Below are 15,952 nucleotides of genomic sequence, written 5' to 3'. Positions count from 1 at the left end.
CTCCTTGCGATTTATCTCTCGTATTTCTTTAATATCTTCTCATAATAGCGAATAAGCCAGATCATTCCCATTGTACAGGCCAGTATCAAAAGAACAACCGCAAATATCCGGTGCCAGAAGAAACTGATCCCTGAAATCCAAAACGGCACAGAGTAACTGCACCACATGATTCCGTTGGCCTTATTATAAGCCGGAATATCTTTTATTTTGTAAGCCGGGACTTCTGAACCTGACCAAAACCACATCGGTTTTTCGAGTTTCTTTGCATAAAAACCGATGCCCGTAAACAAGGCGGCACAGCCCCATGTACAAATGATCCAGATTATATTAGCAGTCAAGCAGTGTCTCCTTCTCTTCCATTGCAGCAACGCTGCTAGATTACAACATTCATTATATCAAAAATACTCTTTGAATGAAACAAGGAAGTTGGGCCTGTACGGAAAATGAGTATAAAAAAATCTATTAAAGAGGTTCATATGATAAAGCTACGAAAGGCTGACGATTTGTGCCATCCATGATAACACAAAAGCAGGAAGGCGTCATGCTTTCCTGCTTTTGTGAACTGCTATCTCTGCAGTCATTATTTCATTTCTTTTTCGATAAAATAGTTGGCGATTTCGAAGGCTTTTACGCGTCTCTTTGCCAATGTAATCTGAGATTTGTATCGCTCTGGGTTTTCTTTCCCTTCAAAGGTCTTTATGGTTTCCCTCAGCTTGTGCAAGGTTGAGTCAATTTGTCTTTTTGCTTCTGTCAAATCTTCTTTCGAATACTCCACATTTACTCCTCATCATAATTTTCCATATAGGCAAGTGCAGCGTTCTTTTCCATACGGTATTTCTCTAGTAATTTCTTCAAAGCCTCATCCCTGGACAGGTTGAACTCTTTGTATGTGGATATCAGATTCAGCATGCTTCCCACCTCCGGACTGTTGTGCTCCAGAAAGTCTTTGAGAATGTTCTCTCGGATACAACGTGAAATAGCTGTATCAATCGCGTCTTTCAGAACACAGCCTTCCCTTCTGTATGTCCGAATATAGCCGGGGTGCTGTAATCTCTCAGCTTCTCACTTCTTTCCAGTACCTTATTTGTTTTGCTACTGCCCTTATTATACTCCATTTTGATGACTTTGACTATAAGCTCAAGTGAATTTTCCGGCGTATCCCCAAGATAGCTGTCTGAAAGCCTTAACTCAGAAACATTCATCTTCTCACCTCCTGTTAGAGAACAAAAAATTCAGGCGCCGGTATTATGAGATTCTTTTTCTAATAAAGCTCAGCGAAGTGTTTTGTGAAATAATGTAAAATAACACTTAACAATATCTGCGCTATCGATGGCTGAATGATCCGGCGTTTGCACAATATCTATAACAACAGGCCGCCACAGCCAGGGTAATCAGCTGACTGAGCAGAATCCTCAAAAAATTTTCGAAAGTTAGTACATATCCGCCATAAACAGCCGCGCAGATGATGATTGCACTGACACCATAGACTACCCCTTTTGATAAAGTCTTTTGTGTGTGACTCGAAGCATGGCAAAATGATGCGACGGCTGACAGGAACAGATAGATTGCTACGGCTAGATTCAGGAAGAAAACAGGCATCAGTCCAATCATCAGAGTCATTTCCCATCTACTCATGCCGCTTGCAGCATATTTAGCAGCGAGAAGCTGAAAATAGTAGATGACCGTGCCGGAGGAATCGAACTCATCTTCACTCTTCAGTGACCAGAAGCTGGTTATTTTACTGCCCCAGGCGGTGAGACCGATTGCCATTCCCCAAAGGGATGCAATTGCCGTTTTCCCCAGCAGCATATTTTGCTGACTTACAGGAAGGATTCGATGCAACACAAATTCCTCGTTGAATACAGTTTTCCAGGAAAGCACATAGATGCCCCAGCTGTATACGACCAATATAGGCAGAAAGAACGCTGCGGATATATAACGGTCAGCTGCGGGGCTGCTGTAAGAATGAAAACTCAGCATGCATACCATAAGGCTAATGGTAATAAAAATCTGCAGTCTTACGTTTCTAAGATTTAAGAAGATTACTTTTCCTGGCATTATTTCTCACCTCCTGGAAACCTGGCAATCCCCCGCTTATACAGATAGCTGATTTCTATAAACTCAGTGCCAATCCACCAGATACCGCCAAAAACAGGTTTGATGATCCAGTTGCCGTTACGGTCGATGAGCCCCCAGTTCTTTCCGTCGTAAATAGGCGCAGTACCATGCTCATTAAATCCTTCCATGCACTGCATCAAAAGATCATGCCTGATGACTGCCCTTGCCTTCATGGAAAATATCTCGTTGCCATCTCTGCCTATGATATACACCTTGTCATGGGTATAGACAATCGCCCTTCCTTGAGAAAAATCTGACGTATCGATACATCCCGGCGTCTTAATCACAAGCTTCCCGTCTTCATCCATAAATCCTTTTTCCGGTTTGCTGCAAATTGACAAATGTTCATAGTCACCGTATCGATATTTGATGCAGTAGCTCAAACCTTCTGAATAAGGTCTTACTTCCCGAAACACCGCGCCGCCGAAAATAGGCTGGTAATCTCTGCCAAGAACCACTATCCGATCCCAGTCTTCCTGATTTTCGTCTATAGGCAGCATTGCGACATGGCGATAATCGTCGATCTGGTCATAGATATCATGGATGTCAATCGTTCTCTCTCCCTTGCCGTTGACAATATATCTGATCCAGCCGTCTTTGACGATTTTGTAAGGTTCTGCTTTCAGTTCTCGAGGCCTTATTTGCTCATCTATGCGGATGCGTTCGTACTTCTCACCCAAATTTTTCTTTTGATACCTATTTTCGTCTGTCAAAGGAACCACCCATTGAAGATCATTTATGATTTTTTCAGCCTCTACCCCGATCTTTGCCGCAGGATACATGCGGATACCCAAGTTCAAGCAAAGGCCGGCAACGATGGCGCCTATCAGGCATAGGCTCACATACTTCTTTTTCATTTCTTTCCCTCTTACTCTGGGCTGTATCCCGACTCGAAATAGGCGACGCTGGCCTTGTACATCTTCCAGGCAGCTATGCCAAGTAAAATATGAACTGCTGCCAGAATCAGCAACAGAGTCAATCCCAGATCCCATATGCCGAGGATAGAGTATTCTGTGCCCAAACGGATGATCCCCAGCACGAGACAGGCCAGAAGTACATTGAACACCCCCTTCACCCTTTTGCTCAGTTTAGGAGTATATTTTTTGAGCGCAAATCGGAACCAGAGCATATAAACACCGCTAAGGAAACTGTAAAAAGCGAGCACTACAGTGGAGACGGCGATCAGAAGCCCAATGGTGACAGGAGTGACGCCCTGATAGACCAGCTCAGTGAGCAGGGTATCGATGGCCATTCTAATTAATCCCAGGTCAGAGTATAGATAGGAACCGATCATTCCGAGAAGAAAAATGGGCCAGGCTGCGGTATCCCACACCATGATAGCAAAAACCTTCCCGAGGACGATGTCTCTTCCTGACAGCGGCAGCGTAGCATAGACGGCCGCTTCTTCACCGTAAAGACTTTTGTTGAAAAGCTTGTTATAGGCGACGTAGCTGCAGATCACGGGAACCAGAAGGAGAAAAAAGGTGCCGAAAAGTCCAAGCAGCGGTATAAAAGTCCAGGAGACTGCCAGAAGGGCGAAAAATGTTAGGGACACTCCCATAGGATTTTGAATCATCCTGATATTCATCTCGATTGATTTCATTAACATCTCTCTCACCTCACTTTACCCGGATCATTCCGCTCATCCCTTTATACTCGACGAGAAGCTTGTCAGTTCCTGCATAAGTCATTTCGTCAAAGTCGGGCTGAATCACCCAGTTCCCTTTCTTGTCAACGAGACCATAGTGTTTTCTATCGTAGACGATGGCTTTGCCATTTCGAAAATAACACTGGGCGTAATTATATTCGAAGTTCACATCCGAGTCCCTGTTAAAAGCCTCAGCCAGCTTGAATGAAAAATGCACTTTCCCTGATTGGTCGATGCAGCGAATGTGACTTTTTTCATATACCAGCGCCATGCCCTCAGCAAATTTACAGCCGAGAATCGCTTTTTCCGTGGTAAGGACAACTTTTCCATCGTGATTCATGTAGCCGTTTTCTATTTGATAATCCTCGTGATCTTCCTCTGTTGCACCCACCAGTTTCTGAACATAACATAGTCCCTGGCCAAAACAGCCGATCTGTCCATAGAGCTGGCCGCTATGCATAGAGCGAAAGTTCTTATCGAGGAGATACATAGGATCCACATTATCCCAGGCAAAGTCTGCTTTTGCTGCAACCATACCTCCCCCTGCATGGTGAAACATGTCATAAAGGTTTACGTCTTCTGTGATTTGACCGGTTTCCACGTTTATCACTGAGCGATGTTGCTCCCTATAGAATAAAAAGTATTTACCGTCAATCTGCTCGAGATTGGATGCATCTTCTTCTGGCGTAAAGACAGTTCTGCCGTTGGTGTCTATGACGAAATAATCTGTTCCTTTCTTTGAAACCTTTGCATATCCGCCGTCAAAGTCATAGGCCTCATCGAATTCCGCCCTAATGGCGACCTTGCCGTCAAGGTGTTTGTAGCCCTGCTTTTTTCCTTCTGTAAACACGGTCAGGATATGGCTGTTTTTTATATCATCGGAGGATCGCGCCACTCGCTTGCCACTGCCGTCAATGAGGAAGTCTTCGTCACCTGTGTAGGCGATATATAGTTCCTGGTCAGCACCTAAGGCTTCGATACGATCGTATTGATTCAATTGAATTATCCAGTCCAGGGAATGAAAGCTTTTTTGGTCTGTGAGAATGCTGTTGGTTATGCTGTAGAAAAATATGCCTGCCACAACAGATACACTCACTGCCAATACGACGACAAAGAGGATAAATATTTTTGTCTTGCTTTTCTTCATGGCTTACCTCTCTTTCAGACACTCTGTATTATTGTATTATATATTTAATACAATAATACCTTTACAGCGATTTGTCAATAGTTTTTAGAATTTTCCCATTAAAAAATCGCCTGCATGCAGGCGATTTTCTATCGTACATCTATGTAACTTTTTAATTATCTCTTGTTATAAGCTTCGATTCCCAGTCTGATCAGCTCAACGCCTCTTCTCATGTCTTCTTTGTTGAGAACGTAGGCGATACGCATTTCGTCTTTACCGAGACCTGGTGTAGCATAGAAGCCTTCAGCTGGTGCGAACATGACAGTTTCACCGTTATCATCGAACTCAGTCAGTAAGAACATCAGGAAATCCTCGATGTTATCTACTGGAAGTTTTGCAGTTAAGTAGAAAGATCCGCCAGGTTTCTGTCCTACAACGCCAGGAATCTTCATCAGTTCCTCATAAACCACGTCTCTTCTTGCGCAGTACTCAGCTTTTACTTCTTCGTAATATTCCTTCGGCAGTCTGAACAGAGCGGCAGCGCCTACCTGGTCAACTGTGGATACGCAGAGTCTTCCCTGTGCAATCTTCATGACGTTTGCGATAAAATCAGTGTTCTTGGAAATCAGGAATCCGATTCTAGCACCGCAGGCGGAGAATCTCTTGGATACGGAGTCGATGATGATCACTCTGTCTTCCACTTCAGCAATCTGTCCGAAGGAAACAGCTTCTCTTCCGTCATAAGCGAATTCTCTGTAAACTTCGTCAGCGATGATCCAAAGATCATGTTCTTTAGCGATGTCGCCAATCAGTTTCATTTCTTCTTTTGTGAGTACCGTTCCTGTCGGGTTACCAGGATTGATGCAGCAGATTGCCTTTGTCTTTTCAGTGATCAACGGCTCAATCTGTTCTCTCGTTGCATAGTGATAACCTTCTTCTGCCTTTGTTGTGATAGGAACCACTTTTCCGCCAGCGGAAGTAGCAAAAGTATGATAGTTTGTGTAGAACGGTTCTGCAATCAGAACTTCGTCTCCTTCATTTAAAATGGAAAGGAAAGTCATAGTCAAGGCTTCGGAACCGCCTGTTGTTACGATCATGTTTTCTCTTCCGATGTTCATTCCATAAGTCTTGAAATAATCGGATACTGCGTCCTGCAAATCAGTGATTCCGCCGGATTCTGCATAAGCGATTACTTTGTTCTCGTAGTTTCTGATAGCATCCATGAAGCATTCTGGCGTTTCCACGTCTGGCTGTCCAATGTTCAGGTGGTAAACTTTCTTACCAGCATCTTTTGCCTTCTGCGCAATCGGATTAAATTTTCTGATTGGTGAAAACTGCATAGCTTCTACTTTGTTTGATAATTTCATTTCTCTTCGGTCTCCTTTAAACATAAAATTATTCTAACTCTGCATGAGAGTTTGCAACGGTTTCCTGTATACAACATACATTATAACTCATTTTTTCCATTTTGGAAAGGGCTAAAAGGTATTCTATATTGCCTTTTGCACCAGTTACTGGAGAAAAGGTCAGTCCTTGTGGATATAGACCGTTTTCTCTAGCATATTCGATCACATTTTGAATTACTTCTTCGTGGACTTTTTGATCACGGACGATGCCTTTCTTGCCGACCTGTTCCCTGCCAGCTTCAAACTGAGGCTTTACAAGACAGACGATTTCGCCATCCGCAGCCAGCACTTTGGCAGCGACGGGGAATATCAGTTTTAATGAGATAAAAGATACATCGATGCTGATAAAGTCGATAGGTTCAGCGATGGTATCCGTGTTCAGATACCTGACGTTGCACTTTTCCATATTGATGACGCGTTGGTCAGTACGCAGTTTCCAGTCCAGCTGCCCGTATCCCACGTCTATCGCATACACTTTCGCGGCACCGTTTTGCAGCATGCAATCGGTGAAACCGCCAGTAGAAGCGCCAATATCCATACAGACCTTGTCCTGTAAATGCAAGTCAAATTCTTTCATGGACTTTTCTAACTTCAATCCGCCGCGGCTCACGTAAGGACAGATGTTCTCTTTCACAAAAATTTCTGCCTCTGTATCAACCATGTTCCCTGCTTTGTCACTTTTTTGACCATCCACGAAAACAATGCCAGCCATAATTGAGGCCTTTGCTCTTTCTCTAGATTGGTAGATTCCTTTTTTTACTAATAAAACGTCAAGCCTTTCTTTCAAAATGTTCACAAATCCTTTCTGTAATGGAGTCTGCATCGAGGCCGTATTTTTTGTATAGACTGTCACAATCGCCGTGTTCGACAAATTGATCCGGCCAGCCAAAAGTCAGAACGTCCTGAACCTGCGATTCGACGATGAACTTATCGCCAAAACCACCAGCCAGCAGGCCATCTTCTATGGTAACAACCGGTTTTGTCTTTTCAGTAAGACAGGATAAATCGAGTGGCTTGATCGCTGCTGCCTCTACGACCCCAGCATCAATCCCCCGCCTTTTTAACTGCTCCCTCGTTTCAAGAGCAGTCTGCAGCATTTTACCGACTGCCCAGATATCCAAATCTTTACCTGTAAAGATCCGTTGGTTTTTGCCGTCAAATACCGGCGTGTCCTGTGGATTATAGGAGCAATCTCCTCGTGGATATCGGATGGCCACAGGACCGTCCAAGGTAAAGGCGTATCGAATCATAGCAGCTAGTTGGTTTCCATTTGAGGGCGCGAGAACAGTCATATTCGGCATGGATGTCAGATATGCGATATCAAACAGCCCATGGTGGGTTTCTCCGTCCGCACCGACGATGCCGGCTCTGTCAATGGCAAAGACAACGGGAAGATTCTGGATACAGACATCTTCAATAATTTGATCGTAAGCTCTCTGCAAAAAAGAAGAGTAAATTGCGACGAGTGGTTTCATGCCTGATTTTGCCAAACCCGCAGCAAAAGTAACACCGTGGGCTTCTGCAATGCCTACGTCAAAAAACTGTCTTGGGTATTTTTTGGCAAAACCGCTGAGACCGGTAGCATCACACATAGCGGCAGAAATGGTTGTGATTTTTTTATCGTCTGCCGCCATAGCTTCTACTGTCGCACCTAGAACTTTAGAGTATGTCATGCCAGATGGCTTCAAAACTTTACCCGTTTCTGGATTAAAGGGACTGATTCCATGAAACTTATTTGGATCAATTTCAGCTGTCCGGTAACCCCGGCCTTTCTTTGTCATAACATGAATAAATACCGGCCCGTTTACATGCTTTGCCAGTTCTAGAACCTCAATGGTCTCACGGATATTGTGACCGTTAATAGGTCCCAAATAAGTGAATCCCAGTTCCTCAAAGATAACACCGCCGGATAGGAGTGCATACTTGATTCTGTCTTTTGCATGGCCGATATTTGTAGAAAGGTCGTCTCCTATTACAGGGATGCGGTTTAACGCACGTTTGATGGTTTTTTTTACACGGAGATAACCGTTTGATGTACGCAGTTTCGAAAGATGTTGAGATACACCGCCGATATTTCGCGATATGGACATACCATTATCGTTGAGGATAACAATCATCTTTGATTTGGAGGCACCCACATTGTTGAGGCCTTCATAGGCCATGCCCCCTGTCAGAGAGCCATCCCCAATAATCGCGATGACTTCATTCTTGTCACCTTTCAGGTCTCGCGCGGCCGCCATCCCTGCTGCTGCTGAGATAGAATTACTGGAATGGCCGGTATCAAAAGCATCGTGAGGACTTTCCTTTCCCTTTGGGAAGCCGCTGATACCATTCATCTGTCTCAGTCCGTCAAACTCACCAGCGCGTCCTGTCAATATCTTGTGGACGTAGGACTGATGCCCCACGTCCCATATCATCTTATCCTCGGGGCTGTTAAACACCTTGTGCAACGCGATTGTCAGTTCTACGACGCCCAAATTGGATGCCAGGTGTCCCCCCGTTTTCGATACTTTATCTATTAAAAAATCCCTAATTGCATATGACAACAGTTCCATCTCTTTTAAGTCCATCTTCTTTAGATCACCTGGAAAGTCATATTGCGTCAGTTCTTTACTCATTATTTTGTCCTCTTTGCCAGTTTCAGGACCAACTCCCTGAAAAACTCGGCGTTGTCGTAATATTTTTCGATGGCCTCTACAGCGTTCATCGTAAGTTCTTCCAGCTTTCTTTCTGATGCTTCCATCCCATTGAGGGATACATAGGTCACTTTTTCATGTTCTGCGTCCGCACCAATTTTCTTCCCTAGTTCTTTTTCATTGCCTTTGACGTCCAGGATATCATCTGTAATCTGGTAGGCCAGACCCAGGTTCTCTGCGTAAACAGTCAGATCTTTCATCATATCCTCGTCAGCACCGCCCAGGTAGAGTCCGGCGCGGACAGCTGCTACGATTAAGGCGCCAGTTTTATTCAAATGAATATACTCCAGCATTTCATTGGAACACTGGGTATGTTCTGACTCGATATCTGAAACCTGGCCGGCTACCATGCCCCTCACTCCGGCGCCTTTGGCAATTGTATAGGCGGCGTTGATTCTTCTCTGTACTTCTTTGAGACAATCAAAGTAAAGATACATGTCTTTGTTCATCAGTTCAAAAGCAGTGGTCAGAAGGCCATCACCTGCCAGTGTAGCGATACCGTCACCAAAAACCTTGTGATTGGTCGGCATACCTCTCCGCAGATCGTCATTATCCATGGAAGGCAGATCGTCGTGAATCAGTGAATATGTGTGAATGTACTCTATAGCACAGGCATAGGCGAGTGCATCTTTTGCATCTCCGCCAGCAAATTCGCAGGCAGCTAGCAGAAGCACGGAACGCAGTCGTTTACCGCCGGCAGTCAATGAATATTTCATAGACTCATAGAGGGAGCTGCTTTTGGTATCGATATTAGGCATAAAGTCCATCAGATGTTCGTTTATCATATCTTTGTATTCATCATAATTTTCTTTCATCATCGCTTATACCTCACCTTCAAATGTTTCAACTTTCTGCTTTGCAGTTTCTAGTATCTCATTACATATCTTGTAATATTTCATGCCTTCTTCATAGCACTTGATTGCTCCCTCTAAGTCCGTATCCTGTGATTTGATGGATTCTGACATTTTTTGGAGTTCACTCAGCGCTTTCTCAAAATTTCCTTTACTCATGACGTTCACTTCCTATCTCTGTGACTAAACATTTTGCAAAGCCGTCTTTCAGGCTTATCTTCAAGGTCTGCCCGCAGGCTAGATCTCCAGTGCTTGACACGACATGTCCGTTTTCGCAAGTGATTACAGAATAGCCGTTTTCAAGAATTTTTTTCGGATTATTCTCTTCTAATACCAGCCGATATCTTTCCAATTCATTTTGATGTCGGGAAATTAAGGTGTCGAGATGGCTGCGCATTTCGGAAGCCAAATTGTCGATTTTCAGCCTATTGTACATCAATTTGTTTGAAAGCTGTACATACAGATTTTCCTTCAAATCAAGCAGCTTCTCTTTTAATTGATCCGTGTCAGGAACTGCCAGCTGTGCAGCAGCTGTAGGTGTCTCAGCCCGCAGGTCCGCGACTAAATCGGCTATTGTAAAATCGATTTCGTGTCCGACTGCAGAGATGATGGGAATTTGGGACGCATAGATGCTTCGTGCGACGATTTCCTCATTAAAAGCCCATAAATCATCAGCTGATCCGCCGCCCCTTCCTACGATTAACGTATCGACGTCATCAAAATGCTCATTGACATAGTCAATCATGCCGGCGATATCTGCTGCAGCGGCCTCTCCTTGTACTAATACAGGAAACACGACAATGTCGACCAGGTTATTTCTAGATTTGAGAATTTTAAGAATGTCGCGCACGGCGGCTCCTGTATTCGAGGTGATGATGCCGACTTTATCCGGGAATTTTGGAATAGGCTTTTTATGAGCCTGGTCAAAAAGACCTTCGCTGCTCAATTTTTCTTTCATCTTTTCGAAGGCTATTGCAAGATTCCCGGCGCCGGATACTTCTACATTTTTAACGTAAATGGAATAGGTGCCGTTTTTTTTAAATACATTGACAGAACCCGTGAGAGTGACCTCCATGCCGTCGTCCAACTGATAGTGAAGGCGCATGGCATATTCTCTGGGTAGGAAGCAGTTGATTTTACTGGCTGCATCGATGATAGAAAAGTAAACATGTCCGCTGGAATGATATTTCAGGTTGGAAATTTCACCTTTCACTACTACCGCACCCAAGAGAGGATCTGTACTGATAACCCGACCGATATATTCATTTAGTTGTGAAACCGAAACTGGTTTTAAGGCCATATTTTTTTCCCTCCAAGTCGTGCGATTCCCACTGCATTGTCTGTGCTTAATGCAGGCTCTCCAAAGCAGATATTGAGCTGTGGCAGATCTGAACGCAACATCTTTCTGATATAAGTGCTTGCTGATACGCCGCCAGCAAAAAGAAAATCGTTGATTCTATATTTTTTGTGGAGCTGCAAAATCATTTCTTCAATGGACTCTCCCAGACGCTGAAAAAGCATGGCAACAAGAACCGCATCGTTACACTCACCTATCATTCTCTGACATTTCGTTTCAATACCAGATAAATTGATATATCCGTCCGCACATTTGATTTTTGGTAAGAGGTTTTGTGTAGATGACTGGCAGCTGAGGGCTAATTCATCTAACTCTTGTCCACAGGGAAAAGCCGTGCCCAAAGCAACACCGACTCGGTCGAGAACCTGTCCAAATGCCAAATCCTTCGATCCGCCGACAATATCAATTTTATTTTCTTCGACCAAAAGTGCCTCACTGGTACCGCCAGAAAAGTGGAAAGAAACAATTCTCTTCACATCCTTCAACGGAGAATCGTGCTTTACTGCTTCGATGTGACCCTCTTGATGAGAAAATGCAAGATAGGCGGTATCGAGAGCAGCGGCCAGCATTTTTCCCGCGGAAACACCAGCATTAAAAACAGGCATGTAGGAACCTTCTACTGGCCGTGGTCTTGCAGAAGTGCAGACACAATCTACTTTGCCGCCTTCCTTGATCGATGCAAACGCCGTTTGTATTAGTGCAGGAAGATTATTTACATGCTGAAAAAGAGCGGCAGACTGTCTAAGCCCTCTCTCGCCCTTTTTTACATCCAGATATTTTTGGAGATTGCATATGATATCACCTTCTGTATTGATAACTGCTACAGAAGTTTTGTAGTTGCTAGTATCGATGCCAAGAGAATAGTGGCTATCCATTTGCTTCACTGCTTTTTGCCGCGATTTTGCCTAAAATGGCGTTGACATATTTTGCTGAATCTTCTGTTCCATAAGTCTTTGCTAAGTCGACTGCTTCATTGATAGATACGGCATCAGGTATGTCAGCAAAATACAGAATTTCGCACGCTGCCAACCTGATGATAGCCAAGTCGGTCTTCGGCATCCTGGATGCTTTCCAGTTTTTGCTGTATCTATCAATCTCATGATCCACTTCTTCTTTCTTGTTGCAGATCAGAGAGTACAGTTCGTGGCAATATTCTCTTTGTACTTTGAAATCTTTATCTTTAAAATATGTTACGCGGTGATTTACATCAAAATCTTCGCAGGCTTCCATCTGGAAAAAAACCTGCATCATAAATTCTCTTGCATCTGTTCTTGTCATTTATCTTTTGTCTTCCTCTCCAGGCAGGTTTACACCCTGCACGTGTATGTTTACTTCTAGTACATTTAAATCGGTGATTGATTCTATTTCTTTTTTTACGCTGCTCTGTATTTCCCAGGCAAGCTGAGGAATCTTTACTTTGTATTCTACAATAATGTAGATATCGAGTACGATGCCGTTGTCATTCCTCGACAGTTTGACTCCCTTGCTGGAAGAGTCAATCCCTAAAATGTTTTTTGAGATACTCTCTGTAAGTCCACCTGCCAATTCGCTGACACCAGGAATCTTTGACACCGCATTAGCAGTGCATACCATGATTACATCATCAGAAATTTTGATTGTTCCAAGATCTTCGTTCTGTAAATTGGCCATAACCTACCTCGTCTATCTAATTCTAACCTTGCGGCAACGCCGTAAGATTATAGGAATCATTATACCGTGTGCATTCCACTAAATATAGAATTGAAGCACACGATTCAATGAACGCTTCCTTACAGCGAAGCTGTAAGTTCGCTGCGTTCATTATACCATTGTTATTGCCAATTATCAACGTTTTAATAACTGCTCTGAATGATGATTTTGTCTGCTGTGCGTTGGGTTTCTTCCATGACGATGTTGCAGATCTTTGCGACCATGTTTTGTTTCAGGTTCTGTTCATCTACTGTGACAGTAACAGTGCTGTCAGAGATGATGACCAGACAGGCAGGCAGATTTTTAGCTTTGAGCTTATTCTCCGCAGCAACTTCCTGCTCCATATAGCCAGTTAATTTTTCTTTTTGTTTTACAGCGTTCTTTTTTTCAGCTTCATTAGTGGAGTTCTTGATCGTATCATCGTACTTGGCAATCAGATCATTTCTCTCCAACTCTAAATTTGCTCGTTTCTCGCTGAAGGAACTGCCGTCAGCAGCAGACTGATCAGCGCCATCAGTAGCAGCGCTGTCGCTTTTCTCTGAAGGTTCTTCCTGCGTGACGTTTTTACTGTCCACGAGAACATCTCCATCGTGCAGAGGAATGTTGTTAGACTTTACATTTGTAACAACGAGACCTGCACAGAAGACCACTGCGACTGCCATGATAGCGATGTTTTCTTTTTTATTGAAAAAACCCTTTATATCAAATTTGAACTTCTTTTTCATTCTGATTTTTCCTCCTGATTCTTTTCAAATACCATTACGCTGGAAACCGGAATATCGTAAAGCGCAGCGACGCCTTTGACGATATTTGTCTTTACTACAGGGTCGTTTGCGCCCTGTGCGGTGACAATAACACCTGTAACATTGTTTTTGTCATTATATTGAAGCATTACATTGACATCACCTACACCTTTGATTTCCGACAGAATGCTGCACAGTTCTGTAGCTCCGTCATCATCTGAAATCTGTTTTCTGCTGTCATTGTCATCGGTTAGAATGCTCAGTGACAGCAAGACGATTGACGCTATGATTAAAGCGACAACAATTTTCATTACGCCCTCTTTTGTAATTTCAGGTTTCTCAAACATAATATCCTCACTAAAAAAATATTTAAAATAATTTTATTTATTACAGAAATAACTGATTGGAGATAAAATTGTTGCTAAAATGATGATCGAAAAGATGAATTTTACATACTTTGCCATATTTGATTCAGGAATCAGTATCTCCATAAATGTAATTGACAATATGATGATAAATATATCCTTGACCCATGCAGTAACAATTGCCATTAGCTTACCCCCAAGTTTATGATTGACGTGATAAAGATGATGAACAGCAGCGATGCGAAGAAAAGAATTGCGCCCATCGTTACTAGGGATGTTCCGATATCTCCGATTCCACCAGACAGCTTCTTAGATGTAATTGGTTCAATCAGCAGTGCTGTTACCTTGTAAATCACGGAAATCGCTAAGATTTTGATAATCGGCGTCAAAATCAAAATCACGATCAGTATGATGCCAAAGAGTCCGACGACATTTTTAATAGAACCCATACATTTGATGAACAGTTCGATGGTATCAGCTGTGAATCCGCCGACGATGGGTATGAATTCGTCGATGGAATACTTTGCTGTGCCGATCAAAAGACTGTCCGATGTTTTGGCGATAAGCCCTTGAATCGCTATAATTCCAGACATCAGGGTCATAATAATGCCTGTGACGAAGAGGGCTAGCTGTCGGATGAACTTTGACAATTGATTTACGTAATCTTTTTCTGTTAAACAATTGATCAGAGACAATACCGTAGAGATAAATACAGCTGGCAGGACGATATTCTTGATAATGGTCTGAAAAATTGTCACGGCAGTCAGCAGCAGCGGACTCATAATCGTACCAGAAGCCACTTGGCCCATGGAAATCAGAATTGCTATCAAAATAGGCAATAAAATGTCCATAGTATAGGCAATGGTTTTCATCGAGTCGATGGTGAGCTGGTATATGGTGTTGAAATTTGCCATAGCAAGTCCGATAATGACTATGCTGCAAGTCAAGGTAGCGATATCGCTGACCCCTTTTTTACTAAAAGAACCAGATAGATTCTTTAAAAGTCCGATTACGATGCAGATGGTCAGTATTTCAACGCCTACAATTAAGGCACTCTTCATCTCATAGAGAAAAAGTTCCTTGAGACTGGTGATGATTTCCTGCGAATCAAAGATGCTCTTTCCATTGAGGGTGGCTTCCAGAATCTTGTCAATGGTAAAGTGTTCCGATATGCCGCCTGATAAATTACTGGCGTAATCGGATAACGAATCGAGATTGTCCTGGTCCACTACATTTTTCATTTGGTCTTTTATTATTTCATCAAAATCCATTGTTCACCTATAAAAGCTGCTCTACTAAATTCAAAATTGATATAAATACTGGTATTGCGACACAGAATATGATGATCTTCCCCGCCAGTTCTACTTTTGATGCGATGGAACTTTCTCCTGCGTCTTTGCAGAGCTGAGACGTGAATTCTGTTATGTACGCGATGGCCAGAACTTTGATGATGATTGGGAAATAGGTCTTTCCATAATCCAGTTTGTCATAGAGCTGAGACATATACGAAAACGCATATTTCAGACTGTCTACAAGAAAATATAGGATTAATACGGAACATCCGATTGCCACAAAAATTCCAAATTCCGGTTTATAGTTTTTTACCAGTACGATAATCATGACGGCACATAGGGCAAGCGCTGCTATCTTTAGTATTTCCATATGTCTTAAAACTGCATGAAGACTTTGATTGTATCAAAGAATTCTGCCAGCATCTTCACTATGATGACTAATACGATGATAACGCCTGCCAGAGTGGTCATCATGGCCATCTCCTCCTTGCCTGATTTAATCAAAATCTGATTCAGCAGAGCAATACATATGCCGATTCCGGCTATCTTAAAAATTACACTAACACCCAATTTTTATCTTACCTCCTAATGGACTTGCCCCAATTTACAAAGTAAAGTGCTGGGAAATCCTTATGCTTTAACGCCCCGGCTTCAGTCGGCT

The 15,952-nt window shown here is 43.0% G+C and carries 23 protein-coding genes; all 23 read right to left on the bottom strand.

Annotation, left to right across the window (positions count from 1 at the left end; translation table 11 throughout):
* Positions 1-11 precede the first annotated feature (11 nt).
* Positions 12-338, bottom strand: a complete 327-nt coding sequence (locus ACMQ5W_RS16820; RefSeq protein WP_419026168.1) for a hypothetical protein — start codon at positions 336-338, stop codon at positions 12-14.
* Between the two features lie 242 nt (positions 339-580).
* A complete protein-coding gene (locus ACMQ5W_RS16815; RefSeq protein ID WP_148492004.1) occupies positions 581-775 on the bottom strand; it encodes a hypothetical protein in 195 nt (64 codons plus the stop codon).
* A 2-nt stretch (positions 776-777) separates the two neighbouring features.
* Positions 778-909 (bottom strand): hypothetical protein, encoded by a 132-nt coding sequence (locus ACMQ5W_RS16810; protein ID WP_419026167.1) that lies wholly within the window; start codon positions 907-909, stop codon positions 778-780.
* Between the two features lie 89 nt (positions 910-998).
* Positions 999-1,202 carry a hypothetical protein gene (locus ACMQ5W_RS16805; protein ID WP_419026166.1) on the bottom strand — a complete coding sequence of 68 codons (204 nt, stop codon included), beginning with the start codon at positions 1,200-1,202 and terminating at the stop codon, positions 999-1,001.
* A gap of 121 nt (positions 1,203-1,323) precedes the next feature.
* Entirely contained in the window at positions 1,324-2,058 is a 735-nt protein-coding gene (locus tag ACMQ5W_RS16800) for a hypothetical protein (RefSeq protein WP_419026165.1), read from the bottom strand.
* Positions 2,058-2,975: a WG repeat-containing protein gene (locus ACMQ5W_RS16795; RefSeq protein WP_419026164.1), complete on the bottom strand. Its 918-nt coding sequence runs from the start codon at positions 2,973-2,975 to the stop codon at positions 2,058-2,060. Before ACMQ5W_RS16795 ends, ACMQ5W_RS16800 begins: the two co-directional genes overlap by 1 nt.
* Before the next feature lie 11 nt (positions 2,976-2,986).
* Positions 2,987-3,727, bottom strand: a complete 741-nt coding sequence (locus ACMQ5W_RS16790) for a hypothetical protein (RefSeq protein ID WP_419026163.1) — start codon at positions 3,725-3,727, stop codon at positions 2,987-2,989.
* A gap of 10 nt (positions 3,728-3,737) precedes the next feature.
* Positions 3,738-4,913 carry a WG repeat-containing protein gene (locus tag ACMQ5W_RS16785; RefSeq protein ID WP_419026162.1) on the bottom strand — a complete coding sequence of 392 codons (1,176 nt, stop codon included), beginning with the start codon at positions 4,911-4,913 and terminating at the stop codon, positions 3,738-3,740.
* A gap of 155 nt (positions 4,914-5,068) precedes the next feature.
* Complete coding sequence (locus ACMQ5W_RS16780) at positions 5,069-6,259, bottom strand: pyridoxal phosphate-dependent aminotransferase (RefSeq protein ID WP_148492008.1); 1,191 nt, start codon at positions 6,257-6,259, stop codon at positions 5,069-5,071.
* A gap of 28 nt (positions 6,260-6,287) precedes the next feature.
* The gene (locus tag ACMQ5W_RS16775; protein ID WP_419026482.1) at positions 6,288-7,085 is read right to left on the bottom strand and encodes a TlyA family RNA methyltransferase; all 798 of its coding nucleotides are present in this window, start codon (positions 7,083-7,085) and stop codon (positions 6,288-6,290) included.
* Positions 7,069-8,916, bottom strand: coding sequence for a 1-deoxy-D-xylulose-5-phosphate synthase (gene dxs / locus ACMQ5W_RS16770; protein WP_419026161.1), 1,848 nt, complete (start codon positions 8,914-8,916; stop codon positions 7,069-7,071). Before dxs ends, ACMQ5W_RS16775 begins: the two co-directional genes overlap by 17 nt.
* Positions 8,916-9,812 (bottom strand): polyprenyl synthetase family protein, encoded by an 897-nt coding sequence (locus tag ACMQ5W_RS16765; protein ID WP_419026160.1) that lies wholly within the window; start codon positions 9,810-9,812, stop codon positions 8,916-8,918. The genes dxs and ACMQ5W_RS16765 overlap by 1 nt, the downstream gene beginning before the upstream one ends.
* Before the next feature lie 3 nt (positions 9,813-9,815).
* Positions 9,816-10,004, bottom strand: coding sequence for an exodeoxyribonuclease VII small subunit (xseB, locus tag ACMQ5W_RS16760; protein WP_148492011.1), 189 nt, complete (start codon positions 10,002-10,004; stop codon positions 9,816-9,818).
* A complete protein-coding gene (gene xseA / locus ACMQ5W_RS16755; protein ID WP_419026159.1) occupies positions 9,997-11,145 on the bottom strand; it encodes an exodeoxyribonuclease VII large subunit in 1,149 nt (382 codons plus the stop codon). The genes xseB and xseA overlap by 8 nt, the downstream gene beginning before the upstream one ends.
* Positions 11,136-12,077, bottom strand: a complete 942-nt coding sequence (locus ACMQ5W_RS16750; RefSeq protein WP_419026158.1) for an O-sialoglycoprotein endopeptidase — start codon at positions 12,075-12,077, stop codon at positions 11,136-11,138. The genes xseA and ACMQ5W_RS16750 overlap by 10 nt, the downstream gene beginning before the upstream one ends.
* Positions 12,070-12,480 (bottom strand): transcription antitermination factor NusB, encoded by a 411-nt coding sequence (gene nusB / locus ACMQ5W_RS16745; RefSeq protein WP_419026157.1) that lies wholly within the window; start codon positions 12,478-12,480, stop codon positions 12,070-12,072. The genes ACMQ5W_RS16750 and nusB overlap by 8 nt, the downstream gene beginning before the upstream one ends.
* Positions 12,481-12,852 (bottom strand): Asp23/Gls24 family envelope stress response protein, encoded by a 372-nt coding sequence (locus ACMQ5W_RS16740; RefSeq protein ID WP_148492015.1) that lies wholly within the window; start codon positions 12,850-12,852, stop codon positions 12,481-12,483. It abuts the gene before it with no gap.
* Between the two features lie 182 nt (positions 12,853-13,034).
* Complete coding sequence (locus ACMQ5W_RS16735; protein ID WP_419026156.1) at positions 13,035-13,616, bottom strand: SpoIIIAH-like family protein; 582 nt, start codon at positions 13,614-13,616, stop codon at positions 13,035-13,037.
* On the bottom strand, positions 13,613-13,981 hold the full coding sequence (locus tag ACMQ5W_RS16730; protein WP_148492017.1) for a hypothetical protein: 369 nt from the start codon (positions 13,979-13,981) through the stop codon (positions 13,613-13,615). Before ACMQ5W_RS16730 ends, ACMQ5W_RS16735 begins: the two co-directional genes overlap by 4 nt.
* Positions 13,982-14,014: 33 nt before the next feature.
* Complete coding sequence (locus ACMQ5W_RS16725) at positions 14,015-14,185, bottom strand: stage III sporulation protein AF (RefSeq protein ID WP_148492018.1); 171 nt, start codon at positions 14,183-14,185, stop codon at positions 14,015-14,017.
* On the bottom strand, positions 14,185-15,240 hold the full coding sequence (locus ACMQ5W_RS16720; RefSeq protein WP_419026155.1) for a stage III sporulation protein AE: 1,056 nt from the start codon (positions 15,238-15,240) through the stop codon (positions 14,185-14,187). The genes ACMQ5W_RS16725 and ACMQ5W_RS16720 overlap by 1 nt, the downstream gene beginning before the upstream one ends.
* 37 nt (positions 15,241-15,277) lie before the next feature.
* On the bottom strand, positions 15,278-15,661 hold the full coding sequence (spoIIIAD, locus tag ACMQ5W_RS16715; RefSeq protein ID WP_067541891.1) for a stage III sporulation protein AD: 384 nt from the start codon (positions 15,659-15,661) through the stop codon (positions 15,278-15,280).
* A gap of 5 nt (positions 15,662-15,666) precedes the next feature.
* Entirely contained in the window at positions 15,667-15,861 is a 195-nt protein-coding gene (gene spoIIIAC / locus ACMQ5W_RS16710; RefSeq protein ID WP_148492020.1) for a stage III sporulation protein AC, read from the bottom strand.
* Positions 15,862-15,952 lie beyond the last annotated feature (91 nt).

The organism is Emergencia sp., assembly GCF_048465375.1.
Taxonomy (GTDB): Bacteria; Bacillota; Clostridia; order Peptostreptococcales; family Anaerovoracaceae; genus Senimuribacter.
The sequence above is the reverse complement of the archived record's forward strand: the minus strand, read 5'-3'. Positions and strand labels throughout refer to the sequence as shown.